The 23,217-nt window shown below is 69.1% G+C and carries 20 protein-coding genes and 1 other RNA gene; 6 read left to right on the top strand and 15 right to left on the bottom strand.

Features of this window, described 5'->3' with window-relative positions; genetic code table 11:
• Positions 1–45 precede the first annotated feature (45 nt).
• Positions 46–453 carry a hypothetical protein gene (locus ACBJ59_RS26005; protein WP_364119299.1) on the top strand — a complete coding sequence of 136 codons (408 nt, stop codon included), beginning with the start codon at positions 46–48 and terminating at the stop codon, positions 451–453.
• Here ACBJ59_RS26005 and ACBJ59_RS26000 read toward each other — a convergent pair.
• The 5 genes from ACBJ59_RS26000 to ACBJ59_RS25980 all read right to left on the bottom strand — a co-directional run bounded on the left by ACBJ59_RS26000 (position 398) and on the right by ACBJ59_RS25980 (position 5,660).
• On the bottom strand, positions 398–1,564 hold the full coding sequence (locus ACBJ59_RS26000; protein ID WP_375112863.1) for a hypothetical protein: 1,167 nt from the start codon (positions 1,562–1,564) through the stop codon (positions 398–400). The two genes, ACBJ59_RS26005 and ACBJ59_RS26000, sit on opposite strands and share 56 nt — an antisense overlap.
• Complete coding sequence (locus tag ACBJ59_RS25995; RefSeq protein WP_375112862.1) at positions 1,561–3,069, bottom strand: hypothetical protein; 1,509 nt, start codon at positions 3,067–3,069, stop codon at positions 1,561–1,563. Before ACBJ59_RS25995 ends, ACBJ59_RS26000 begins: the two co-directional genes overlap by 4 nt.
• A 150-nt stretch (positions 3,070–3,219) precedes the next feature.
• Positions 3,220–4,050, bottom strand: a complete 831-nt coding sequence (locus ACBJ59_RS25990) for a phosphatidylinositol-specific phospholipase C/glycerophosphodiester phosphodiesterase family protein (protein ID WP_364119307.1) — start codon at positions 4,048–4,050, stop codon at positions 3,220–3,222.
• 108 nt (positions 4,051–4,158) lie between these two features.
• On the bottom strand, positions 4,159–4,770 hold the full coding sequence (locus ACBJ59_RS25985) for a hypothetical protein (RefSeq protein WP_375112861.1): 612 nt from the start codon (positions 4,768–4,770) through the stop codon (positions 4,159–4,161).
• Positions 4,767–5,660: a hypothetical protein gene (locus ACBJ59_RS25980; RefSeq protein WP_375112860.1), complete on the bottom strand. Its 894-nt coding sequence runs from the start codon at positions 5,658–5,660 to the stop codon at positions 4,767–4,769. Before ACBJ59_RS25980 ends, ACBJ59_RS25985 begins: the two co-directional genes overlap by 4 nt.
• A gap of 224 nt (positions 5,661–5,884) precedes the next feature.
• Here ACBJ59_RS25980 and ACBJ59_RS25975 point away from each other — a divergent pair, with 224 nt between their 5' ends.
• A complete protein-coding gene (locus ACBJ59_RS25975; protein WP_375112859.1) occupies positions 5,885–6,757 on the top strand; it encodes a hypothetical protein in 873 nt (290 codons plus the stop codon).
• Between the two features lie 137 nt (positions 6,758–6,894).
• Here ACBJ59_RS25975 and ssrA read toward each other — a convergent pair.
• The 5 genes from ssrA to ftsE all read right to left on the bottom strand — a co-directional run bounded on the left by ssrA (position 6,895) and on the right by ftsE (position 11,590).
• Positions 6,895–7,278, bottom strand: a transfer-messenger RNA (tmRNA) gene (gene ssrA / locus ACBJ59_RS25970).
• Positions 7,279–7,581: 303 nt separating this feature from the next.
• A complete protein-coding gene (locus tag ACBJ59_RS25965; protein WP_375112858.1) occupies positions 7,582–9,435 on the bottom strand; it encodes a penicillin-binding transpeptidase domain-containing protein in 1,854 nt (617 codons plus the stop codon).
• Between the two features lie 20 nt (positions 9,436–9,455).
• The gene (gene smpB / locus ACBJ59_RS25960; RefSeq protein WP_364119320.1) at positions 9,456–9,923 is read right to left on the bottom strand and encodes an SsrA-binding protein SmpB; all 468 of its coding nucleotides are present in this window, start codon (positions 9,921–9,923) and stop codon (positions 9,456–9,458) included.
• A gap of 48 nt (positions 9,924–9,971) precedes the next feature.
• The gene (gene ftsX, locus ACBJ59_RS25955) at positions 9,972–10,880 is read right to left on the bottom strand and encodes a permease-like cell division protein FtsX (protein WP_364119323.1); all 909 of its coding nucleotides are present in this window, start codon (positions 10,878–10,880) and stop codon (positions 9,972–9,974) included.
• A 20-nt stretch (positions 10,881–10,900) separates the two neighbouring features.
• Entirely contained in the window at positions 10,901–11,590 is a 690-nt protein-coding gene (ftsE, locus tag ACBJ59_RS25950) for a cell division ATP-binding protein FtsE (RefSeq protein WP_091079803.1), read from the bottom strand.
• Positions 11,591–11,792: 202 nt separating this feature from the next.
• Between ftsE and ACBJ59_RS25945 the strand changes: the two genes are divergently transcribed.
• Positions 11,793–11,984 (top strand): hypothetical protein, encoded by a 192-nt coding sequence (locus tag ACBJ59_RS25945; protein WP_375112857.1) that lies wholly within the window; start codon positions 11,793–11,795, stop codon positions 11,982–11,984.
• 11 nt (positions 11,985–11,995) lie between these two features.
• Here ACBJ59_RS25945 and prfB read toward each other — a convergent pair whose 3' ends face one another.
• The gene (gene prfB, locus ACBJ59_RS25940) at positions 11,996–13,111 is read right to left on the bottom strand and encodes a peptide chain release factor 2 (RefSeq protein ID WP_375112856.1); all 1,116 of its coding nucleotides are present in this window, start codon (positions 13,109–13,111) and stop codon (positions 11,996–11,998) included.
• Positions 13,112–13,158: 47 nt separating this feature from the next.
• Here prfB and ACBJ59_RS25935 point away from each other — a divergent pair, with 47 nt between their 5' ends.
• Positions 13,159–14,178 carry a hypothetical protein gene (locus tag ACBJ59_RS25935; protein WP_375112855.1) on the top strand — a complete coding sequence of 340 codons (1,020 nt, stop codon included), beginning with the start codon at positions 13,159–13,161 and terminating at the stop codon, positions 14,176–14,178.
• 216 nt (positions 14,179–14,394) lie between these two features.
• On the opposite strand, the gene ACBJ59_RS25930 is transcribed toward ACBJ59_RS25935, so the two are convergent.
• The 4 genes from ACBJ59_RS25930 to ACBJ59_RS25915 form a co-directional block, all read right to left on the bottom strand.
• Positions 14,395–19,269, bottom strand: coding sequence for an NAD-glutamate dehydrogenase (locus ACBJ59_RS25930; RefSeq protein ID WP_375112854.1), 4,875 nt, complete (start codon positions 19,267–19,269; stop codon positions 14,395–14,397).
• A gap of 38 nt (positions 19,270–19,307) precedes the next feature.
• A complete protein-coding gene (locus ACBJ59_RS25925) occupies positions 19,308–20,111 on the bottom strand; it encodes a tryptophan 2,3-dioxygenase family protein (protein ID WP_364119335.1) in 804 nt (267 codons plus the stop codon).
• Positions 20,112–20,196: 85 nt separating this feature from the next.
• Positions 20,197–20,397, bottom strand: coding sequence for a zf-HC2 domain-containing protein (locus ACBJ59_RS25920; RefSeq protein WP_375112853.1), 201 nt, complete (start codon positions 20,395–20,397; stop codon positions 20,197–20,199).
• Positions 20,397–20,972 (bottom strand): sigma-70 family RNA polymerase sigma factor, encoded by a 576-nt coding sequence (locus tag ACBJ59_RS25915; RefSeq protein ID WP_375112852.1) that lies wholly within the window; start codon positions 20,970–20,972, stop codon positions 20,397–20,399. The genes ACBJ59_RS25920 and ACBJ59_RS25915 overlap by 1 nt, the downstream gene beginning before the upstream one ends.
• 87 nt (positions 20,973–21,059) lie before the next feature.
• Here ACBJ59_RS25915 and ACBJ59_RS25910 point away from each other — a divergent pair, with 87 nt between their 5' ends.
• Both ACBJ59_RS25910 and ACBJ59_RS25905 read left to right on the top strand, forming a co-directional pair.
• Positions 21,060–21,704: a DUF4142 domain-containing protein gene (locus ACBJ59_RS25910; RefSeq protein WP_375112851.1), complete on the top strand. Its 645-nt coding sequence runs from the start codon at positions 21,060–21,062 to the stop codon at positions 21,702–21,704.
• Positions 21,701–23,173 (top strand): DUF1996 domain-containing protein, encoded by a 1,473-nt coding sequence (locus ACBJ59_RS25905; RefSeq protein ID WP_375112850.1) that lies wholly within the window; start codon positions 21,701–21,703, stop codon positions 23,171–23,173. The genes ACBJ59_RS25910 and ACBJ59_RS25905 overlap by 4 nt, the downstream gene beginning before the upstream one ends.
• Positions 23,174–23,217: the final 44 nt, after the last annotated feature.

Below are 23,217 nucleotides of genomic sequence, written 5' to 3'. Positions count from 1 at the left end.
CCGACTCCCTTGGCTCCCCGCGGCCCGCCCCGACACAGTCGGAGCATGACAACGACAACCACGAACACCGGTCGCCGCTGGGGCAGGTTCGCCCTCCACTACGTCGAGATGATCATCGCGATGTTCGTCGGGATGTTCGCGCTCGGCGCGCTCCAGTCCGCCGTCGGCCTCGGCGTCTCCCACGCCGAGCAGCCGGAGCTCTGGTATCTCTCGATGGCCTTCAACATGTCCGTCGGCATGGCCGCGTGGATGCGCTTCCGCGGCCACGGCTGGGCCCCGACGCTGGAGATGTGCGCGGTCATGTTCGCGCCCGTCGTGCCGCTCTTCCCCCTGCTGTGGCTGGGGGTCATCGACGGCGGCGGGCTGATGATCGTCTCGCACGTGGCCATGTTCCCGCTCATGCTGGTGGCGATGCTGCGCCGTCTCGACGAGTACGCCGGGTGCGCTCACTGAGCGCCTTGCGGTAGCCGTCGAGCACGTCTTGCCGCAGCAGGTACCCGAACCCGGCCCGCTCCAGCCGCACCCCCAGCTGGGGCACGCTGGTCCGGAGAGCGGCGGCGGTGTCCGGCAGGCTCCAGCCGTTCGCGGCCAGCTCGCTCAGCAGGTGGCCACGCCGGCTTTGTGCCTCCGACAGCCGGAACGTCTTCAGGTACGCCAGCCGCCCGTCCCCGTCAGTGATCGTCTCCCCGATGTGGTTCTCGCTCTTCCGCTCGAACGACGGCAGGAAGCGGCTCAGCGTGTACCGACCCATCCGGTAGACCTCCTCCACCCGCGCGGGGGCGCGGAGGAGCCCGGCCGCCATCACCGAGTCGTGGAACCCGGCCCACTCCCGCTCCTGGCGCTCGGCCTGGGCCCGCAGGTCGGACAGCGAGGAGACCTCCGTCTCGTCGATCACTGCGGGGAAGTCCCTGGCGGGGTAGAAGAGGGCGTACTCGTGGACCAGCTCGCCGTACAGGTCGCGGATGAGCATCGGGTGCAGCGCCCGGTAGTCCTCCGGATGCGGCACCACGAAGGCGCTGGCCAGCGTGTCACCGGTGTAGAGAAGCAGCCCGCACTGCCCCGGGTAGATCTCGAACACCTTGAGCGCGTCGTCCAGCCCGCGCACCTCGGCACCCGTGTAGGCGTCCTCGGCCCACGGGGACAGGCCGTGCGCGATCGCCCGCCGCGACCATTCCTCCCACGCGATCTCGGGCCCGCCGAAGTGCAACGCGAGGAAGCCCTCCACGGCCAGGTGCAGCGGCAGGAACCGGAGCCGGTTCCGGTCCACCCGGCGGGCCATCCGGCGCCGCGTCCTGACGCACATGTGCCGCAGCGGCTCCCCGAGCTGGGTCCCGTACGCCGCCGCCGGGGTGCCGTCGCCGGTCCACGACGCGACGAAGGCGTGCGGCACGTACGCGATGTAGTACGTGCGGTCCGGCAGGGACACCACGGACACCTCGTCGCCGTACACCTTGGCGTGCAGCCGCAGGTCCTCGACGGGCTCGCGGCGCACGAGCGGCACCAGCCGCATCGCGCCCCAGGTCTGCGCGGGCCGCGTGTCCAGCCCGGCGAGGTCGATCATCATCCCACCACCCGATCCACCCCGTCCGCCCGATCCATCCCGTCCGCCCGATCCACCCGCGCCGCCGGATCCACCCGATCCGGCCGAGCCTTCCCATCCGCCCGAGCCGCCCGAGCCGCCTGATCAGCCGGGACCGCGCGGTCCGCCAGGTAGGCCCGCAACTCCCCGAGCCCGGTCCGCCCCTCCGCGAACCTGGCCAGCTCCACCAGCGCCGGCAGGTCCTCCGCGTCGCGGATGCCGGCCGTCGGCACCATCGGCGACAGCCGCCGCACGTCGAACTGCCCGGCGTCGTAGACCGGGTTCACGTGCACGATGCCGACCTCGCCCGCGGGGTCGAGCTTGCGCCGCCAGACGCGCAGCACCTCGGCCGCCAGCCCGGGCGGCGCGTTGTCCCAGCCGTCGGAGACGATGACCAGCAGGTCGGGGCGCTCGTCGAGGGCGTCGATGATCCGGCTCCCCAGCGGCGTGGGCCCGGCCGGCCGCGCCTGGAGCGGATCCACGCCACGCGACAACCACAGCCCGCGATAGCGGCCGGCCAGCGCCTTCAGCAGGTAGTGGCAGGCCAGCGCGACCGCGAGCGGCCGCCGGCGTTTCACCGGCGAGCCGAACGAGGAGAAGCTGTCGTCCAGCACCGCCGCCACGTTCCCCCAGGTGCCGGTCCGCGCCCCGGCCGCCCGGGCCGCCGCGGCCCGCAGCGCCGCGTCCAGTTCGGCCCGCCGAAGCGCCCGCACCCCGGCAGCCAGCGACAGCACGTACGAAGCCACCCTGACCAGCGGCAGCGCGGCCAGGTCCGCCTCGGTGCGGACACCGTCGCGCTCCGCCGAGTCCGCCAGCCGCAGCCGCTCCAGCCGGGTCAGCCTGGGCGCGATGCCCTCGAGGAAGATCTCCCGGCTGATGCCGTGCCGGGCGGCGAAGCCCTCGGCGACCGTGTACGGCAGCTCGTAAAGGGCGCGCTTGTCGTAGTGCGCCCGCCGCCACGCCTCCAGGACGGGCGTGTCGTACCGGGCCCGGCTGAACGGCGCGAACAGGAAGTCCCCCAGTTCGCCCGCCGGGCGCAGGTGCGCGTGCCGCACCGCCGACTTCACCGCCGCCCGGTACTTCACCGCGTCGAAGGCCAGGTCGGGCCGCCCGGCGAGCCAGTCGCGGATCAGCGCCCGGGTGCGCCGGTTGTTGACGCCGTCACGCCGCAGCCGCTCGAAGAGCCGGTAGGCCCGGGGCGGGCTCATCCGCCCCAGCCGCCACGCGATCAGCCGCCCGTCGTCCGTGCCGCCCTTCTGCCTGAGCAGGTTGGCGATGATCAGGGCTGCGTTGTGGTCGTTGATGTCGAGCGCCAGCGTCGCGGCGTACAGGTCGGGGTAGTTGCCGTGGATGTAGCTGTGCAGGAAACCGAGGGAGAGCCGCTGCTCGCCGGCCGCGCTGTGGAACTCGCGCTGGCCGGTCGAGGTGATCGCCGCGTTCGCGAAGAGCAGCAGGTCCTCGCACTCGATCAGGTCCGCGTAGGTCTCCATCGGCTCCCCCGGGGGTCGGGGACTGGCCGGGGAATGGGGGCACGAGCTGCGAAGCATCGCTTTCAAGGCGGTTTCCGGAAGTCGTACCGGAGTCCCGCGGCCAGTCTGGTTCCGGACCTTACCGGGGCGTTCACCCCCACGCGACAAGATTTACGCGGCGGCGCGCCCGCGGTCGTTCGCCCGCAGGAACTGCTCCAGCCCCGCCAGGTCGTCGGTGTTGATGTGGTCGACGTCCGCCGCGACCAGCTCCCGCCACAGCGCGTCCCTGGCCGGCCCGGCCACGTCGGGGGTGGCCCAGAAGCGCACCCGCTGACCGTCACGGTGCGCGGTCGCCACGATCTGCCGCAGCTTGTCCCGCTCGGCGGCCGGCATCTCGCCCGTGCCGGTCCAGGTGAAGTGGTTCGTCCAGTTGTCGCTGATCAGCGGGATCAGGCCGGGGTTGCCCTGGCCCAGGTCGGCCATGCGGCCGTCGTAGAAGGCGTAGCGCCGCTCCTGGGCCGCCATGAGGTCGCGCGGCCGGTCGCCGCTGATCACCACGGTCACCGCCCCGGGCTTGACCTTGCCCTTGTGGTAGGTGGTGAGCAGCTTGCGGTAGGTCCGCAGCACCTTGTCCAGCTCGGTGTAGGTGGCGGCACCGTTGTTCTTGATGTCGACCAGGAGCTGGAGCTGCTGACGGCTGCCGGGGAAGACGCTCCCATGCCGTACGAGCCGGGCCAGCGGGTCGAGGTAGAGCGACTGCAGCGTACGTCCGGGCCGCAGGTCCTCGGGGTCGTGCCCGACGCGCAGCTCGCCGTCCACGAGGTAGATGTCGGCCTCGACGCTGGTGAACCCGTGGTCGAGGGCGTCCAGGAGCGGGCGCTCGTGCTCGTAGTCGTTGTGCGCGTGGGCACGGGGAAGGGGCTGGACGGCCGCCGAGGCGGGAACGGCCGTCAGGAGCAGGGCTCCGGCGGCGACCAGCACACCCATGGCGCGACGCAACATCGCATCTCCTTAAGGGGGATATTCAGGACGCGTGCCACGCTATGGGGGAAAAGTGTGACAGGAGTGACGTTCCGCTGAACAGCCGACGTGCCCGGCTCGCCCGGCGGGTCACCGTTCCGGCACCGGAGGGCGTACGGACCGGGTCCTGATCCGGCCCAGCGCGGCCCGCCGGTCGCGGATGTCGGAGATCAGCACGTGCGCGACCAGCAGCAGCCCCAGGCAGAGGACGTCGGCGGCCCACCAGGGGATCTCGGCCAGCAGCAGGTAGCCCTGGCCGTCGCTCAGGGACCTGATCACCACCGTGACCACCGCCACCACCACCGTGACCATCAGCCAGCTGCGCAGCCGCGGCAGGCTGCCCTTGTTCCACAGCCGCACCCGCCAGTTCATGAACACGGCCAGCACGCCGAGCAGCGCGCAGAAGCCGATCAGCCACCAGGGCAGGGCGAACGCGGTCTGGTCGGCGATCTGCTCCCGCGTGGCACGCAGCTCGGCCTCGGCCTGCCGCTGCGCCCGTACGGCGGCGTCCAGCCGGCGCTCCAGCTGGGCCACGCTCTTCTGCCGCTGCGCGGGTGGCGCGGCGTCCTCGGTCGGCAACATCCGCGCCACCACCGTCAGCATGATCGCCACGAAGGACAGCGCCAGCACGATGGCCATGAACAGGTCGATGAAACGCAGGTCGAGCGGTGGCGCGAACGACCTGGGGGGCCGCCTCCTCACGACTCCCTCACCAGGGTGTACTTCTGCGGCCGGCTCTCGGCGGCGCTCAGCCGATCCATCGCCGTACGCAGCGCGTCCAGACCCTTGACCAGCTCCTCCGTCCGGTCCCTCGACAGCGCCAGCTCCTGCGTGAGCCCCTGCACGTGCGCCAGCTCCCGCGTGAGCCCCTGCGCGACGGGCCCTGCCTGCCGCGCGGGAAGGCGCGCGATGTAGATCAGGAACACCTCGTCGGCGGCCACCACGGCGGCCCGCTCCGCCCGCTCGACCAGGGCCATCGCGCCGAAGGCGAGCACGCTCAGGAACAGCGCGATCATGGTGACGCCGAACGCGGAGGCCAGCTCGGGCAGCACGTGCTGCTTGAGCGCGGTGATCAGCACACCGGGGTCGCCCCGGCTGTCCAGCGCGTTCGAGAACGAGCCCACCATCGCGGCCATGGTCAGCGCGGTGCCGATGAACCCGAAGACCGGCAGGGCCCAGATGAGCGCGTGGTCGAGGTGGTGCCGGTTGGCCATCTCGCTCTCGTCCAGCGCCGAGCGGGCGCTCAGCACCGACTCGCAGTCGTTCCCGGCCTCGGCGGCCTCCTTGAACAGCTTGAGCCGCCGCGCCACCAGCGTGTCCCCGTCCGGGTCGACCCCGCCGACGTTCGCCACGGCCCGCGCCGTCGCGGCGCTCTCCCGCCGGATGTCAGGTACGGCCCTGACGATCCTGAGCACGGTGGTCAGGAACACCGCGATCACGAGCGTCACCACGAGCTCCGCGGCCACGGGCGCCGTCGTCGCGCCCACGAACTCGAGCACCGCCTCCACCGCCCCGGCCAGCAGCAGCACGGCGGACACCAGCAGCGCGACCACGGGCGCGAACACCGAGTGACGCCAGTCGTACCTTGACACCCTTCAACCCCACTCCGCCACAAGAAATGTCAAAGCAATACCTAAGCACATGTATGGCGCCTACGGTCACACTCTGGGCATGAAACCTCTCGCCGCGTAACGCCGGGGGCTCCTGACACAGGAACGTTGCGATCTCAGTGACGGTTGGTCAACTGTCCCTCATCCTCTGTTATGGTCCCTACTTGTCCAAAAATCAGGACAACCTTTAACCCCCTAGGAGGATCATGAGGCGCTCACAGAGGATGGTCGCCCTCACCACGGCACTCGCCGCGGCCACCGCTCCCCTGCTGGCCATCGCCTCCCCGGCGGTCGCAGAACCCGCCAAGACCACCGCAATCCACACCACCAACCACAACCTGCCGCTGGACTGGCTCAGCCTTGACGCGCTCAGTGGCACGCAGCTGCTGCAGAAGGTCAAGCAGCTTCTCGGCAAGGGCTACGTTCCCGCCGCGCTGAGCGTGACGAACGCGGCCAACCCGCAGTACTCGTCCGTGTGGGTCAAGGACACCACCCGCAAGGTGAACGTCCTTCAGGGCCTCTCGGCCACCAACCTGCAGAAGACCGTCGCCGAGCAGCTCAAGGCCGGCTTCCGGCCCGCGATGATCACCGGCACCGGGACGGGCGCGAACGCCGTCTTCGCCGTGGTCTTCGAGCAGGTCAAGGGGCTCGCCAAGTCGGAGCTCAGCCTGACCAAGGAGACCTTCACGAAGGTCAACGCCGAGCTCACCGCCGCCGGCTACAGCCTCGCGTCCCTCGACGTGTACGGCACGGTCGAGAAGCCGCTCTACGCGGCCGTCTGGATCGTGGGAGCCGCCACGGGCACCGTACAGGTGACCCTGGGGCAGACCGTGGAGCAGCGCGGGCAGGAGCTCCTCGCGAAGGCGAAGCAGGGCCTGCACCCGGTGCTCATGGCCGTCGAGCCCGGCAAGCTCTACACCACCGTGTGGAGCAGGACGGGCACGGCCGGCAAGGAATATCTGAACCTGTCGCGCCTGGCCTACGCGGCCAAGGCCACGCAGATGAAGGTGCTGGGCTATCGTCCGGCGATCCTGGACACCGAGGGCGGCGTCTTCGCGGCGATCTGGCGCAAGGGCTAGATCGGGCCATCGGGTGCTGAGTCCGGCACAGGATCAGTGTGCCGGACTCAGCACCACGATAGTGCAGGTCAGCGGGGACCGCTGCACGCGCGGCCGCAACGCAAAAACGGCGGTGTCCACATGGACACCGCCGCTGTTGGTGGAGGTGGCGGGAATCGAACCCGCGTCCTTCAACCCCAAGTCAGGGCTTCTCCGGGCGCAGCCTGCTGTGTTTTTCTCAGCCCCGGCGATCACGCAGGCGAGTCGCCGACGGGCTCAGCCACTGTTTAGTTTCCCGATCTTCCCCGTGGCCGGGTCGAACGGTTGAGCCTTCTAGCGATGCCAGACCCCGGGCCGAAGGCACTCCCGGGCTGACAGTGGTTTCGCTACTTAGGCAGCGAGGGCCAGGTCAGACCTGGCCGCCACAGTGCTCTTGGAATTGGCACTTGTTGTTTGCGGTCACAGGATTAACGAGGTTATGTCCGCAGTCCTCGGCCCGCTTCACCTGAAATGCAAGGTCAAAGTCGAAGCCAGTCACCCCCTGTGCAGTTGTCAACCCATCCCCCCGAGAGGGGAAGAGCAACATGAATGTACACGGGACAACGCCCTCAACGCCAACTTAATTCCCCGTGGCCGGACGTGGCGAAACCCCCGGGAGCGCGGCACAGCAGCACGCGCTCCCGGGGGCCGACCGGCAGGGTCGAGCCGGTCCGGACGGCAGGACTTCCCCCGAGATGAAGTCCTGATCTCATCACGGCGACTGGAACCGCAACCCCCCGAGCGGGCCCAGTCATTGAGTAAGACGCAACCGGAGGTCCGGATGGTTGCTCAGCGTCGCGACAATTTCACGATGCGTTGCCCAGGCCCGCGAAGAAGCTCCCGGCCACAGCTCCGGCGTTGTAGTTCTTCGCCAGGACCGCGATCGCCACGTCGCCCTGCCAGCCGACGAACCAGCTCTGCTGGTTGCCCGCCGTCGCCGTGACGCCGTAGACGGTGCCCTTGCCCGCCTGGGCGGGCGTGCCGACGGCACCGGCCCGCATCATCGCCGTCAGCGCGGTGCGGACCTCCGGGCTCATGGCCACCGGGGCCGGCTGGGTGGCCGGCGTGGACTGGGCCGCCGGGTCGGGCGACTTGGGGTCGGTCACCAGCACGGGCGGGCGCCAGGTGCCCGAGGCGACCGTCGCGGCCACCAGCGCCATGCTGAGCGGGCTCACCTCGACGTTCTGGCCCGCGATGGCCTTGGCCTTGTCGGCGTCGCTGGCCAGCTGCGGGAGCGAGCCGCTGAACGACTTGAGCGGCAGCCGCCACGGCTGCCCCACGCCGAACGCCTTGGCGCTCTTGGCCAGGTCGTCGGCCGTGACGCGGCGGGCCAGCGAGGCCAGCGCGGTCACGCAGCCCTTGGCGAAGTTGTCCTGGAACGTGGCCGACGTCGTGGCGGTGGACTGGCTGGTGTGCACGAACTTGGCCCCGCCCACCGTCCGCTCCTGCGGGCAGGCCAGCCGCTGCTTGGTGCTCACGCCCTCCCTGAGCAGCGCGTCCGCGGCCACGATCGAGAACGCCGTCCCGGCCGGGAACTTGCCGGCCAGCGCGTCGCGCTCCTGGTGCAGGCCCTTGGCGCCGACCGCGAGGATTTCGCCGGTGTCGCGCTGCACCGCCACCAGCGCGCTCGTCTCCGTGTCGGCCACCGCCTGCTCGGCCGCCGCCTGGGCGCCCCGGTCGATCGTGGTCTTCACCGAGACGTTCTGCCGGCCCGGCCACTCCTTGAGCTTGGTGACCTCCTGGCCGGTCTTGAGGTCGAGCGTGATGACCTTGGTCGCCGTGGAGCCGGTCAGATAGTCCTGGTAGGCCTGCTGCAGCCCGCTCTTGCCCACCGAGTCACCGGCCCGCTGCGGCCCGCCGAGCTTCTGCTCGGTCTCCGGGGTGAGCGCGCTGACGCTGCCCACGATCTGCCGGGGCGCGTCGGGATTGACCGGCTGGTTCTGCGGGTTGACCTCGATGCCGTCGATGGCGTCGAGCTTCGCCCGCATCGACTGGTAGCGCGACCGCCCGAACGTCACCAGCTGCACGAACGTGTCGGGCGGCGACGACCTGACGCGGCTCAGCAGCCGGTCCTGGGCGTAGCCGGTGACCTCGGACAGCTGCGCGACCACCTCTTCGGCCTGGTCGCCCAGCCTGCCGGGGACGACGCCGGCGACGTAGAGGACGGTGTCGGTCTGCAGCGCGTCGCCGGTCCTGTCGACCACCGGCATGCGCGGCTTGGGGTCGGTGGCGACCGCGAAGCGCTGCCCCTCCTTGAGCTGCGGATGCAGCACGGACGGCGACCAGCGGACCTTCCACACCCCGTCGACCAGGTGCAGTGGCAGCACCCCGTCGTATTCCCACAGAGGGTTGTTCTCCCCCAGGTCCACCTCGGCGTGGAAGTTGGCCTTGGACTCGTCGCCGGTCACGCCCACGCTAGTGATCTTGAAGCGGAACGAGGCCGCGTCGAGCTCGAGCTTGGCGTCGGCCAGGGCCTTGCGCACCGTCGCCAGGTCGCCGTCGGTGCGACCGGCGGCCAGGTCGTAGTCCTCCGACTGCCAGCCCACGAGGAAGTCGCGCACCGCGTCGTGCGGCGAGGGCTCCTCGAAGCAGCCGGTCAGCGTGGTGCTCGCGACCGCCAGGGTGGCGGTCGCGGCCAGAATGCGGCGGGCGCGTCTCATCGGTCAGGGTGCCGCCGCTCTCATCGGTTGCGCTGGCGCAGAGCCCGGGCCATCTCACGCTTGGCCTGCTGCTCCGCCAGCGACTGCCGCTTGTCCCAGTCTTTCTTGCCTCGGGCCAGGCCGATCTCGACCTTGGCCCTGCCGTCCTTGAAGTAGAGGACCAGCGGCACGATCGTGAGCCCGCCCTCCTTCGTCTTGGCGGCGAGCTTCTCGATCTCCTTGCGGTGCAGCAGCAGCTTGCGCTTGCGCCGCGCCGCGTGGTTGGTCCACGTCCCCTGCGAGTATTCGGGGATGTGGACGTTGAGCAGCCACGCTTCGTTCCCGTCGATGCTGGCGTAGCCGTCGACGAGCGAGGCGCGGCCCTCGCGTAGCGACTTCACCTCGGTGCCCTGCAGCACGAGACCCGCCTCGAAAGTGTCCTCGACGTGGTAGTCGTGCCGAGCACGTTTGTTCTGGGCGATGACCTTCCGCCCGGTCTCACGTGGCATGCTTCTGACTTTACCGGCGACAGGGACGATGACGACCCATGCGCACGGCTAGACCCTGAGGTAGCGGCGCAGCGTCACGAACGAGGCCAGAATACAGATCACGACACCGATGATCATGGTGAGCGTGATCGTCTGGGCCAGGTCGTTCCAGCCGAGCGCGGCGGTGGCGTCGCCGAAGAAGCTGACGACCTCGTCGAACAGGAAGACCTTCGCCATGATCAGGATGACCGCGGCGAACACGCCGCCGACGAGACCGGCGATGACGCCTTCCATCACGAAGGGCAGCTGGATGTAGAGGTTGGACGCGCCGACCAGCCGCATGATGCCCGTTTCCCGGCGCCGGTTGAACGCCGACAGCCGGACCGTGTTACCGATCAGCAGGGCCGCGGCCAGGACCAGGACGATGGCCACGGTGAGGGCGGCGATCGCGAGCGTGTCCAGCAGGCTGAAGAACGGGGCGATGAGCTGCTTCTGGTCCATCACCTGGGCGACGCCGGGCTGACCCGTGACGGCCTGGATGACGGGCTGGTAGTTGTCCGGATCTTCGAGCTTGATCCGGAACGACTGCGGCAGGTCCTCGACCTTGGTGGCGTCCACGAGGGCCTTGTTGGAGGAGAAGGACTGCTTGAAGTTCTCGTAGGCAGTCGTCTCGTCCTCGAAGAACACTTCCTTGACACCCTGGGTGTTGGTGATGTGCTCCTGGAGCGCCTTGGTCTGCGCGGGCGTGATCGCCTTGCCGTTGCAGGCCGGCATGGCCGTCCCCTTTTTACAGAGGAAGACCGAGATCTCGACCTTGTCGTCCCAGTAGCCCTTCATCAGCCCGACCTGGCTGTTGATCATCAGGCCGACGCCCAGCATCGCCATGCCGACCGCCACGGTGATGATCACGGCGATGGTCATGGTCAGGTTGCGACGGAGGCCGATCCAGACCTCGGAGAAGATGAAATTCGCCCGCATGTTGTGTCTGCAGCTCCCTGTCAGTACGCCTGGCCGTACACGCCACGCGACTGGTCACGGACGATCTTGCCGTCCTCCAGCTCCACCACACGCTTGCGCATGGAGTCGACGATGGCCGCGTCGTGCGTGGCCATGACGACCGTGGTGCCAGTCCTGTTGATGCGGTCGAGCACCTTCATGATGCCGATGCTCGTCGCGGGGTCGATGTTGCCCGTGGGCTCGTCGGCCAGCAGGATCATCGGCCGGTTGACGAACGCGCGGGCCATGGCGACGCGCTGCTGCTCGCCGCCGGACAGCTCGTCGGGCATGCGGTGGGCCTTGCCTTCCAGGCCGACCAGCTCGATGACCTCGGGCACCACCTTGCGGATGAACCGCCGGGGCTTACCGATGACCTCGAGGGCGAACGCCACGTTCTCGTAGACGTTCTTGTTCGGGAGCAGCCTGAAGTCCTGGAACACGCAGCCGATGCGGCGGCGCAGGTGCGGCACCTTGAAGTTGGAGAGGCGGGCCAGGTCCTTGCCGGCGACGTGGATGGCGCCGGAGTTGGGCCGCTCCTCTTTCAGGATCAGGCGCAGGAACGTGGACTTGCCTGATCCCGAGGGACCGACGAGGAACACGAACTCACCCTTGTCCACGTCAACGGATACGTGGTCGAGGGCGGGCCGGTTCTGGTTCGCGTAGACCTTGGTGACATTATCGAAATGGATCACGAGAGCATCACGGCATGCCAGTCTAGGGGTCAGGACGGAAGCGAGGGTGGCACATGCCCACTTCCCGCCACCGGCCGATCGGGGGCGTCGTCTTTACTGATGATCGACGTTCCGATTGGCCAGACGACAGTCTAGGGGGAAGACTGGCATGGAACGTCCATAACGGAAACAAAACGATTGTGCGGCTAGACTTGGGGCTGACATGAGTTGTGAACACCTCGTATGCGCGCAGTGCGCCCACCCCGTGATCGAGGGCCGCTGTGCCCTGTGCCGCGCCAACAGAGAGCGGATGCACAACCACGGCTTCGCCGGGCTGTCACCCGCCCTCATCATCCTGCTCCTGCTGGCCCTGCTCTTCCTGACACTGGCGGTCAAGCACCTGGGCGGCCTCTGAGCCTAGGCGGACTAGGCGGACTCAGACTCCTGCCGCCGCATCCAGCGGATCTCCGACTCGATGAACCCGTCGATGTCGCCGTCGAGCACGGCTGACGGGTTGCCCGCCTCGGTGCCGGTGCGCAGGTCCTTCACGATCTGGTAGGGGTGGAGCACGTAGTTGCGGATCTGCGTGCCCCACGACGTGGTGGTCGCGCCCCGCAGCTCCGACATCTTCTCCGCCTCCTCCTGCCGCTTGCGCTCGAGCAGCTTGGCCTGGAGCACGTTCATGGCCGTGGCGCGGTTCTGCAGCTGCGAGCGCTCGTTCTGGCAGGAGACCACGATGCCGGACGGGAGGTGCGTGATGCGCACCGCCGAGTCGGTCGTGTTGACGCCCTGGCCGCCGGGGCCGCTGGAGCGATAGACGTCGACGCGGATCTCGTCCTCGTTGATGTCGATGTGGTCGGTCTGCTCGACGACCGGCACGATGTCCACCCCGGCGAACGAGGTCTGCCGCCGCCCCTGGTTGTCGAACGGGCTGATGCGGACCAGCCGGTGGGTGCCGTGCTCGCCCCGGAGCGTGCCGTAGGCGTAGGGCGTCTTGACGGTGAAGGTGGCCGACTTGATGCCGGCCTCCTCGGCGTAGGAGGTGTCGTAGACCTCTGTGGAGTAGCCCTTGCGCTCGGCCCACCGCAGATACATCCGCAGCAGCATCTCCGCCCAGTCGGCCGCGTCGACGCCGCCCGCCTGGGAGTTGATCGTGATGAGCGCCTCGCGGGCGTCGTATTCGCCCGACAGCAGCGTGCGCACCTCCAGCGCGCCGATGTCGGACTTGAGGGACTCGAGCTCCTTGTCGGCCTCGGCGCGCGTATCGTCGTCGCCTTCCTCGGCCGCGAGCTGGTAGAGGACCGTCAGGTCGTCGAGACGGCGCGCGACGCCGTCGACACGGTTGAGCTCGCCCTGGAGGTGGGAGAGCTTGCTGGTGACCTTCTGGGCCTGCTCAGGGTCGTCCCACAGGTCTGGGGCGGCAACCTGCTGCTCCAGCTCCTCGATCTGCTTACGCATAGCGTCGAGGTCGAGAACGTCCTGGATGCTGCGGAGCGTGCCCGCGAGCTCGTTGATCTCTTCTGCCGGATCGATGCCTGCCACGTCTCCCAAGGGTACGCGACCCTCGCGGGCCCGAATAACATGGCCAGGTGCGTGCATACGGTCGGCGAGGGGTGCTGGCGCTCGCCGCCGGCCTGCTCGCCGCGGTGACCGCCTGCACCGGCAATGCCCAACCGGCGCCGACCAGGTCGGCCGCGGCGGCCTCCGCGACCGCGTCGCCCTCCCCCGCGCCGCCCGCCGTCACGCGGGCCGAGGCGGCCGAGGAGTTCTCGGCGATCATCGCGACCGACGACGCGCTGCGGGTGAAGGGCCCCCTGGAGGGCCGGCTCGACATGGTCAAGAACGACGTCACCACCGGCGGGCAGTCGCAGATCGCCGTGGCCGCCTTCCTGGCGACCGGCTACGCGCCGCCGCGCTTCCGATGGGGCGCGCCGACGCTCTACGTGCCCAGGTTCGCCCAGGGAGAGCGGGCGCCCTGGTTCAGCGCGCTGGTGACGCGCGACGGGCGGCCGGCGCTGCTGACGTTCACCAAGTCCGATCGCTGGCGGCTCAGCTCCGCGGCCGAGCTCCTGCCGGGGCAGGAGCTGCCGAAGATCAAGCTCGACGCCGAGGGCTACGCCTCGGTCGTGGCGCCCGATGACAAGACCGTCACGATCAGCCCGCAGTTCATCGGCCCCGTGCACGCCAGCGTGGCCGAGACGGGCACGGCCGGGGTCACGGCCGGCCTGCTCGCGACGGGGCCCTACACCACCGACGTGGCCGAGCAGATCGCCTCGCAGCGGGAGAAGGCCAAGAACGACGGGTTCAGCTACGACTCGATCTTCAGCGCCGACAACTACCCGGTCTACGCGCTGCGCACCGAGGACGGCGGGGCGCTGATCCAATACTCGCTGACCCGCACGACGACCACGACGACCAAGACGGCCGAGGACGACTACATCCCGGTGCCGGAGCAGGCCAGCTGGGCCATCACCACGCCGGTGCTGCGCCGCACGCTCAAGCTGATCGAGACGCACCAGTACGCCACCGCGGTCCCCCCGCTCACCACCCCCGCCGCCGCCCCGGTCATCGCCCACGACGGCGCCCTGACCCGCGCCTCCGGCCAGTGACCGACCCCTGTCGCCTTTGGTGGGGAATCGCCGGGCTCCATGTGCCACGGAACCCGGCCGGCGATGCGCTCCGTAACGGCGGCGCGCCACTGACCGGTCAGCGGGCGTTTCCCCTGGACAGACGCGAGCCGGGGTCGGCGGGTGGCCGGCCCCGGCAGCGCGTAAAGGAAGGCCGCCCGCAGGGGCCGGCGGGTGGCCGGCCCTTGCGGCGCGTGACTATGCCTCCGTGTGGGGGAGGTTGCTGGCGGCGACCAGCGTGCGGATGGCGCGCAACGCGACCGACAGCGTGGCGAGGTCGAAGTTGTCGCTCTCCCAGATCTCCGACAGCGTCTGCCGGGCCCGGGACACCGCCGCCGAGTTGGTCTCCGACCACCGCGCCAGCCGCTCCTCCGGCGGCAGCCCCGGCTTGCTGTGCGCCAGCACGTCGCGCGTCAGCGAGGCGTGCGCGGCGTACAGGTCGTCGCGCAGGGCCGAACGCGCGATGGAGTTCCACCGGTTGTCCCTCGGCAGCGCGATGACCCGCTCCCGCAGCCGGGACAGCTGCAGCCGGTCGGCCAGGTCGAAGTACACCTCCGCCACCTCGTTGACCGGCCGCCCCGTCAGGGACGAGATCTCCACCAGGTCCAGCGTCGAGTACGCCGGCACCATCGCGGCCACCCGCTCGGCCAGCTCCATCGGCACCCCGCGGGCCGCGAACGAGTCCCGGCGCTCCTCGTAGGCCGCGATGTCGGGCCCGGTCAGCAGCTTCGGGATGTGGGCGACGAGGCCGTTGACCCCCTTGACGAAGAAGCTGACGGACCCCGCCAGGTCCAGCGGCGGCCGGCGGTTGACCAGGAGCCAGCGGGCGCCGCGCTCGGCCAGCTTGCGTGCCTCCAGCAGCATGGCGATCTGGACGTCCGTGCTCACCTTGTTGTCCAGCGACTCCACGGCCCGGTAGAAGCTCGGCAGGTCGAAGACCTCCCGCGCCACCAGGTACGCCCGCACGATGTCGGGCGTCGAGGCCCCGGTCTCCTCCCCGAAGCGGAACATGAACGTGGTGCCCGCCGAGTTGACCAGCTCGTTCACCACGCAGGTGGTGATGATCTCGCGGCGCAGCGGGTGCTCGTCCATGTACGTGCGGAACCGCTCCCGCAGCGCCGACGGGAAGTAGGAGACCAGCCACGAGGCGAGGTACGGGTCGTCGGGCAGGTCGGAGCCCAGCAGCTCGGCGTCGGCCACCAGCTTGGTGTAGGCCAGCAGCACCGAGAACTCCGGCGCGGTCAGCCCCAGCCGGGCCTGCCGCCGCTCGGCCAGCGTCTTGTCCGAGGGCAGGAACTCCAGCTCCCGGTTGACCAGCCCGTCCCGCTCCAGCTTGCGCAGGTAGCGGGCGTGGATGTGGAGCATCTCGACGGCCTGCGTACGGGCCGCGGCCAGCACCACGTTCTGGGCGTAGTTGTCACGCAGCACCAGGTCGGCGACCTCGTCGGTCATCGAGGTGAAGGTCTGGTTGCGCTGCTTGTCGGTCAGCTCCCCGTCGCGTACGACCTGGTCGAGCAGGATCTTGATGTTCACCTCGTGGTCGGAGGTGTCCACCCCGGCCGAGTTGTCGATGAAGTCGGTGTTGACCAGCCCGCCGTTGAGCGCGAACTCGATCCGGGCCAGCTGCGTGAAGCCCAGGTTGCCGCCCTCGCCGATGACCTTGCAGCGCAGCTCGGAGGCGTTGACCCGGAGCCCGTCGTTGGCCTTGTCGCCCACGTCGGAGTTGGACTCGGCGCCGGCCTTGACGTAGGTGCCGATGCCGCCGTTCCACAGCAGGTCGACCGGGGCCCGCAGGATGGCGCTGATCAGGTCGTTCGGCGCCATCGAGGCGACGCCCGACGGGATGCCCAGCGCCTCGCGCATCTGGGGCGTGATCTGGATGGACTTGGCGGTCCGCGGGAAGACGCCGCCGCCGGCCGAGATCAGCTTGGCGTCGTAGTCCTCCCACGAGCTGCGCGGCAGCTCGAACAGCCGCTGCCGCTCGGCGAACGAGCGGGCGGCGTCGGGCGACGGGTCCACGAAGATGTGCCGGTGGTCGAACGCGGCGACCAGCCGGATGTGCTGCGACAGCAGCATGCCGTTGCCGAACACGTCACCTGACATGTCACCGATCCCGGCCACGGTGAAGTCGGTGTTCTGCACGTCGACGCCGGTGGTGCGGAAGTGGTACCTGACCGACTCCCAGGCGCCCCGGGCGGTGATGCCCATGGCCTTGTGGTCGTAGCCGATCGAGCCGCCGGAGGCGAAGGCGTCGCCCAGCCAGAAGCCGTACTCCTTGGCCACGCTGTTGGCGATGTCGGAGAAGGTGGCGGTGCCCTTGTCGGCGGCGACCACGAGGTAGGTGTCGTCTCCGTCGTGCCGCACGACGTCCGGCGGGGGCACGACCTTGCCGTCCACGAGGTTGTCGGTGATGTCGAGCAGCCCGGAGATGAACATCCGGTAGCACGCCACGCCCTCGGCGAGCTGGTCCTCGCGGGAGCCGGACTTGGGCGGACGCTTAACGACAAATCCACCTTTAGACCCAGTCGGCACAATAACGGTATTTTTCACCATCTGTGCCTTCACCAGGCCGAGAATCTCCGTACGGAAGTCCTCCATCCGGTCCGACCACCGCAACCCGCCCCGCGCCACTTTCCCGAACCGGAGATGCACGCCTTCGACCCGGGGCGAGTAAACGAATATCTCGAACTTCGGCCGCGGCAACGGCAGCACGCTGATGGCCTGAGGGTCGAACTTGAGCGAAATGTACGGTTTGCGGCGTCCATCCACGGTTTGGAAGTAATTAGTGCGCAATGTCGCCTGAATCATCTCCAGGTACGCCCGCAGGATCCGGTCCTCGTCCAGCGAGGCCACCTCGTCCAGCGCCCCGAGGATCTCCTCGGTGAGCGCCTCCACGAGGTCCACCCGCACGTCCTCGCCCCGCCGCGGGTCGAGCTTGGCCTCGAACAGCCGCACCAGCAGCCGCGCCAGCCGCACGTTGTCCTTGAGCACCTGCTCCATGTACGGCTGCGAGAACGTGCTCCCGGCCTGCCGCAGGTATTTGGCGTAGACCCGCAGGATCTCGACCTGCTCCCAGGTCAGCCCGGCCGCCAGGATGAGCGCGTTGAAGTCGTCGGCCTGCACCCGGCCCTGCCACAGCGCGGTGAGCCCGTCCTGGAAGAGCCGCTTGAAGTCGTTCCTGTCGACGTCGTCGGAGGGGGTGTAGCGCAGCCCGAAGTCGTAGATCCAGGCGTTCTTCGTGCCGGGGTCGTTGTCCCGGTCGACCTCGTACGGCCGCTCGTCCACGACCTCCACGCCGAGCCGCTGGATCAGCGGCAGCGCCTGGGACAGCGAGATGGGCGAGCCGACCTTGTAGATCTTGAGCCGCCGCTCCCCCTCGGCCGCGTCGTACGGCTCGTAGAGGTTGATCCCGACCTCCTCGCCGTCGCCCCGCTCGACGAGCTGCTCCAGCCGCCGGAGGTCGACCACGGCCACCTTGGGCGGGAAGTCCGCCTTGTAGCCCTCGGGGAAGGCGGAGGCGTACCGCCTGATGAGCGTCGGCGCCTCCTCCTCCGAGGTCATCTCCCCCAGAGCGGTGGCCAGGTCGTCCTCCCAGGAGCGGGTGATGGCGGCCAGGCGCGCCTCCAGCTCCTCCACGTCCACGCTCGGCGGCGGGAGCGGCCTGCCCCGCTCGCCCCGCACGACCACGTGCAGCCGGGCCAGCACCGACTCGCCGATCATCGCGCTGTAGTCGAGCGACCGGCCGCCCAGGGCCTTGAGCAGCACTTCCTGCATCTTCAGCCGCACCTTGGTGGTGTAGCGGTCGCGCGGCAGGTAGATCAGGCAGGAGATGTAACGGCCGTAGTCGTCGCGCCGCAGGAACAGCTTGACCTGCTTGCGCTCGCGCAGCCGCAGCACGCCCATCGCGATCGGCAGGAGCTGGTCGACCGAGGTCTGGAACAGCTCGTCACGCGGGAACGTCTCCAGGATCTCGATGAGGTCCTTGCCGTCGTGGCTGTCGGGCGCCAGCCCGGCCTGGTCGAGCACGTCGGCCAGCTTGCGCCGCAGCACGGGGATCCGGGAGATCGACTCGTTGTAGGCCACGTGCGTGAGCAGGCCCAGGAAGCGCCGCTCCCCGATCACCTCGCCCTCGGGCGAGAACAGCTTGACCCCGATGTAGTCCAGGTAGGTGGCCCGGTGCACGGTGGCCCGGGAGTTGGCCTTCGTGATGATCATGAGCTGCTTCTCGCGCGCCTTGGCACGCACCTCGGCGGGCAGCGCCGCGAAGCTCTCGGAGCTCACCTTGTCGTCGCGCAGGATGCCCAGGGCCGCCCCGGGCAGCGCGCGCAGCGCCTCGCCCTCGTCGGTGTCCTCCAGGCGGTATTCCCGGTAGCCCAGGAACGTGAAATGCCCGTCGGCGAGCCAGCGCAGCAGGTCGAGGCTGTCCTCGACCTCCGCGGGCTCCAGCGGCGGCGGGTTCATGCTCAGGTCTTCCGCGGTCTGTACGGCCAGCGCCCGCATCTTCCTGAAGTCCTCGACCGCGTGGCGCACGTCGGAGAGCACCCGCTGCAGGTCGGCCTCGATGGCCTTGAGCGCCGCCGAGTCGGCCTGGCGGTCGATCTCGATGTGGATCCAGGACTCGACCAGCATCTGGCCGGTGACGTCCTCCTGGCCGCGGCCCAGCATCCGGCCCGTCATGTCGCGGCGCACCCGCATCTGCGGGTGGACCAGCAGGTGGATGCCCAGGTCGTGCCGGTCGAGCTCCATCGTGACCGAGTCGACCAGGAACGGCATGTCGTCGGTGACCACCTCGACCACGGAGTGGCCGGGGTCCCAGCCGTTCTCCTCCAGCGTCGGGGTGTAGGCCCGGACCACCGCCCTGCCCTGCGGGCGGACCTCGGCGAGCTGCCTCTGGGACATCGCGGGGCCGTAGACGTCAACGGGGTTGCGGTCGAGCAGGTCCTCCGGCGCGACATGTCGATAGTAGAAGCGCAGGAAGGACAGAGCCTCCTCGGTGCTCACGTGCTCGCTGCTCACCGCGCAACTTTCGGCGGCTCGCTGGAGCAGCTCATCCTTGGCCTCGTCGAGCGGCATTTCGCTCTCACTCCTTTGTGAGGGTTCGCCATGGCTGTTCATAGCCAGGCCCTAAGTTCCCACAGCAGCGGGAAGTAGTGCAGGCGTGTCCTACCGCGCAGGTAGGGAGCACCTGTCGAGCCGCCTGTGCCCGACTTGGTGCCGATCTGGCGTTCGACCATCTGGACATGACGCATCCGCCACAGCGCGGCGGTCTCGTCGTGCGTCAGCAGGTCCTCGGCCAGTTGCCACAGGTCGTCGTAAGACCCGCGGTCCCTCGCCACGGCCAGCAGCGAGCCCATGATCTCGTCGTCCGAGACCGGCAGGCCACGCTGGGAGAGGGCGGTGAGATAAGCATCCCACAGCGTGGGCTCCGCGAGCCTGCGACGCAGCCGGGCGAGCTCCTCCTCGCCGGCATGCCTGAAGGTGCCGAGATAGCGCTCGTCCTTCAGCCCCGACAGGAACTCCAGCTCCCGGAACTGCACGGACTGGAACCCGCTGGCGGGCGACAGCTTGGCGCGGAACTCCAGGAAGTCCTGGGGCGTCATCGTCTCCAGGACCTCGACCTGCTCGATCAGCACGCGCTCGACCGAGTGCACCCGCCGGAACAGGTGCCTGGCACGCCAGAGCTCGCCGGCGAACAGCGCCTCGCGGGCACCCTCCAGCTCGTGGAGCAGCAGCTTGAACCACAGCTCGTAGACCTGGTGGATGGTGATGAAGAGCAGCTCGTCAGGAGCCTGCGACTGCGGCTGCTGCTGGGCGAGGAGCTCGGGCAGGCGAAGATAGCCGCCGTACGACAGCCGGCCGCCTTCCTCGCCGAACTGCCGACGCGGGGGCCCGGGCGCATCACCGTCGATGCCCACCGAACACCTCCCCCTGACCGCCCGGCCACGCATGACCGGGCGCAACGCCTCGCCGTACCGATATCACCCGAAAAGGGCACAGACGTCAACGTGACATCGACATCGGGGGATCGTCGCCGGAAGTCGAGGAGGGGTCGTGTTTGAGCTCGTCGAGCTGATCCGGCAGCTCGGCAAGCTCAATCAGCTCCGCCTGGCATCGCTCGCATGTGTCGAGGTGGCGCTCGAAGGCCTCGTGCTCCTCTTCATCGAGGACGCCGAGGACGTAGGCGGCCACCCCGTCATGCATCAGCCGGCTACCCCCTTGTCCCGCAGCAGCTCGCGGAGAGCCCGGATCCCGTAGTAGAGCCGGGACTTCACCGTGCCCGGCGGGATCCCCAGAATCTCCGCCGCTTCACTTATCGTACGGTCTCGGAGGTAGGTCTGCTCAATGACTTCGCGGTGTTCTTCGGACAGGGATCGGAGAGCGTCCGCGACGACCATCGCCGACAACGCTCGCTCCGACCCATCTGGCACCGACATCATGTCGACTTCGGGCGGCTCGACCTCCTGCGGCCGGACGCTCTTCCGCCGACGACCATCAATGACAATGCGGCGGGCCACTGTCAGTAGCCACGCCCATATGAGGCTTGGTTCCCATTGCAGTCTTGCCGAGTTCCGCCAGGCCCGGACGAGCGTCTCCTGCACTACGTCTTCGGCCCACTGAAGGTCATTACCTGTGGATTTGCGGACGTGTCGCAGCAGAGGGCCGCCGAACTCCTGGTAAAGCACCGCGATGCGATGCTCCGCCTCGGCATCCGCACTCTCGAACCTGCCGTCGAGGTGACCTAGCACGGGGCATATCTTTACACCTTCGTTATCCAAGCGGTAGCCACTCCGATAACTCCAGTCATTTCTAACTATCTCCGGCCATACGTGAACCCCAGCCGGTAGGCCCGCGTACCTCCGACCATGCACAGGCTTTTGCGCGGCGAGCTGTTCATGCTCGGCGGCTTCGTCGTAGCCGCCGCCGTGACGATCGTGCTGGTCATGCCGCCGGCGATCGACCCCGCGGCCGCCCAGTGGACACAGACGTCGTCGGGGCCGCTCACGGCCGCCGACCGCGACCTGCTGGTCAAGGTACGCCAGGCCGGGCTGTGGGAGATGCCCGTCGGCGAGTACGCCAAGACCCGCGCCGAGTCCCAACGCGTGAAGGAAGTCGGCCAGCTCATCATGAAGGAGCACATGGAGCTCGACCTGCTGACCCGGCAGGTCGCCAAGAGGCTCGGTGTGGCCCTGCCGGATGAGCCCAATCCCGACCAGCAACGCTGGATGGCCCAGCTGGCGTCGGAGAGCGGACCGGCCTTCGACAAGGACTTCGCGAACCTGTTGCGTGCCGCGCACGGCAAGGTCTTCACCGTCGTGGCGGGCGTACGGTCCGGGACGCGTAACTCGGAGATCAGGAAGTTCGCCCAGGAAGGCATCAACTACGTGATGCGCCACATGGCGTACCTGGAGTCCACCGGACTGGTCGACCACAGCCAGTTGCCCGAACCCCCGACGCCCTCACCCGCTCCACCCGTCGCAATGGCGGTCGAAAAGAGGAGACACACATGAGGAGATCCAGACGCATGGCCGCGGCCGTGTCCGCCCTGGCCGTGGCGGCCGGCGGCCTGGTGTCCGCGGCTGTCATAGGCGTGGGCACCCCGGCCCTCGCCGACCACTGCGACCCCGCCGAGGCGACACAGACGCCCCAGGCGCGACAGTCCCAGCAGCAGGACCAGAACCAGGAACAGAACCAGGAACAGAACCAGGAACAGGACCAGGGCCAGGGCCAGCAGCAGGACGAGCAGGGCCAGGACCAGCAGGGTCAGCAGCAGGACCAGCAGCAGCAGGCGCCCGAGCAGAACACCGATCAGCAGGAGGGCGACCAGCAGGCGCCCCAGGGCGGCGGCATCGCGCTGGACCCCGCGCAGTCCCCCGAGGCCCAGTCCCCTGACGGCCAGTCGCCGGAGGCGGAGGCCCCCGAGGCCGCGCCGGAGGAGAGCCCCACGGTCCAGTCCCGCCGTCGCGGCGGCAACAACGGCAACCAGTCCCCGAGCCCGAGCCCGAGCCAGAACCCCGATGACGGGGGCACGGCGTCGCCTTCGCAGAGCCCCACGGGATCCCCCTCGCCCTCCCCCACGGGGACCGGCGGCGCTGAGGAAGAGTGCGCCGACCTGGGCCCGTTCCCCGAGGACTTCGTGGACATCCGCCAGGTGCAGGGCAACGGCGGCCTGCTCAACCCGCGGATCGGCAGGAACGGCTCGCGCGGCACGTTCGTCTCCCAGTGCGGTACGAACCGCAACGGCCACAACAACCCGGACAACTTCATCGTCGCCCCCGGCGTGAGCAACGGGGCGCACCACCTGCACGACTACGTGGGCAACCTGTCGACGGACGCGTTCTCCACCGACGAGAGCCTGGCGGCGGCGGGCACGACCTGCCGGCTTGGCGACAAGTCCACGTACTTCTGGCCGGTGCTCAGGGACCGCAAGTCGGACGCGAACGCCAATGACCCGGACGGCAACGTCGGCCAGGTGCTGCGTGCCCGCGCCGTGACGCTGCAGTTCCGCGGCAACGCCACCTCCAGGGTCGTCGCCATGCCGAGGTTCCTCAGGCTGATCATGGGTGACGCCAAGGCCGCGACGAACGGCGGCGCGAACGCCCGCGCGGCGTGGAGCTGCACGGGATTCCAAAACCGCATAACTCCCGACAAATACCCGCTTTGCCCGCGCGGCAGCCAGGTGCTCCGTATTCTGGACTTCCCTAGCTGCTGGGACGGCCAGAACACCGACAGCGCCAATCACCGCACGCACGTGGTCTTCCCCGACCAGAGTGGTGCCTGCCCGCAGGGCACCAGGGCGATTCCGCAACTTCGCATGACCCTCACGTACTCCGTGCCTCAGGGTCCGTCGTACGCCCTGGACGCCTTCCCGGAACAGAAGCACAACCCGGTCACCGACCACGCGGACTTCGCCAATGTGATGCCCGACCGGCTGATGCAGTTCGTCGTCTCATGCATCAACCGGGGTCGCCGTTGCTGATCTGAACACCTGCCCGCACGGGCACCCAGCCTTCCGAGTCGCAC

The organism is Nonomuraea sp. MTCD27 (genome assembly GCF_041950495.1).
GTDB lineage: Bacteria > Actinomycetota > Actinomycetes > Streptosporangiales > Streptosporangiaceae > Nonomuraea.
Note: the sequence above shows the minus strand (reverse complement) of the source record. Positions and strands in the feature narration are given on the sequence as shown.

Excerpts from the sequence above, each read along its gene's own strand:
- smpB (WP_364119320.1), bottom strand. The coding sequence starts at position 9,923 with ATGCCACGTGAGACCGGGCGGAAGGTCATCGCCCAGAACAAACGTGCT.
- ACBJ59_RS25920 (WP_375112853.1), bottom strand. The coding sequence starts at position 20,397 with ATGCATGACGGGGTGGCCGCCTACGTCCTCGGCGTCCTCGATGAAGAG.
- ACBJ59_RS25965 (WP_375112858.1), bottom strand. The coding sequence starts at position 9,435 with ATGAGACGCGCCCGCCGCATTCTGGCCGCGACCGCCACCCTGGCGGTC.
- ACBJ59_RS26000 (WP_375112863.1), bottom strand. The coding sequence starts at position 1,564 with ATGATGATCGACCTCGCCGGGCTGGACACGCGGCCCGCGCAGACCTGG.
- ACBJ59_RS25930 (WP_375112854.1), bottom strand. The coding sequence starts at position 19,269 with ATGCCGCTCGACGAGGCCAAGGATGAGCTGCTCCAGCGAGCCGCCGAA.
- ACBJ59_RS25995 (WP_375112862.1), bottom strand. The coding sequence starts at position 3,069 with ATGGAGACCTACGCGGACCTGATCGAGTGCGAGGACCTGCTGCTCTTC.
- ACBJ59_RS25945 (WP_375112857.1), top strand. The coding sequence starts at position 11,793 with ATGAGTTGTGAACACCTCGTATGCGCGCAGTGCGCCCACCCCGTGATC.
- ACBJ59_RS25910 (WP_375112851.1), top strand. The coding sequence starts at position 21,060 with ATGCACAGGCTTTTGCGCGGCGAGCTGTTCATGCTCGGCGGCTTCGTC.
- ACBJ59_RS25905 (WP_375112850.1), top strand. The coding sequence starts at position 21,701 with ATGAGGAGATCCAGACGCATGGCCGCGGCCGTGTCCGCCCTGGCCGTG.
- ftsX (WP_364119323.1), bottom strand. The coding sequence starts at position 10,880 with ATGCGGGCGAATTTCATCTTCTCCGAGGTCTGGATCGGCCTCCGTCGC.
- ACBJ59_RS25990 (WP_364119307.1), bottom strand. The coding sequence starts at position 4,050 with ATGTTGCGTCGCGCCATGGGTGTGCTGGTCGCCGCCGGAGCCCTGCTC.
- ACBJ59_RS25975 (WP_375112859.1), top strand. The coding sequence starts at position 5,885 with ATGAGGCGCTCACAGAGGATGGTCGCCCTCACCACGGCACTCGCCGCG.
- ACBJ59_RS26005 (WP_364119299.1), top strand. The coding sequence starts at position 46 with ATGACAACGACAACCACGAACACCGGTCGCCGCTGGGGCAGGTTCGCC.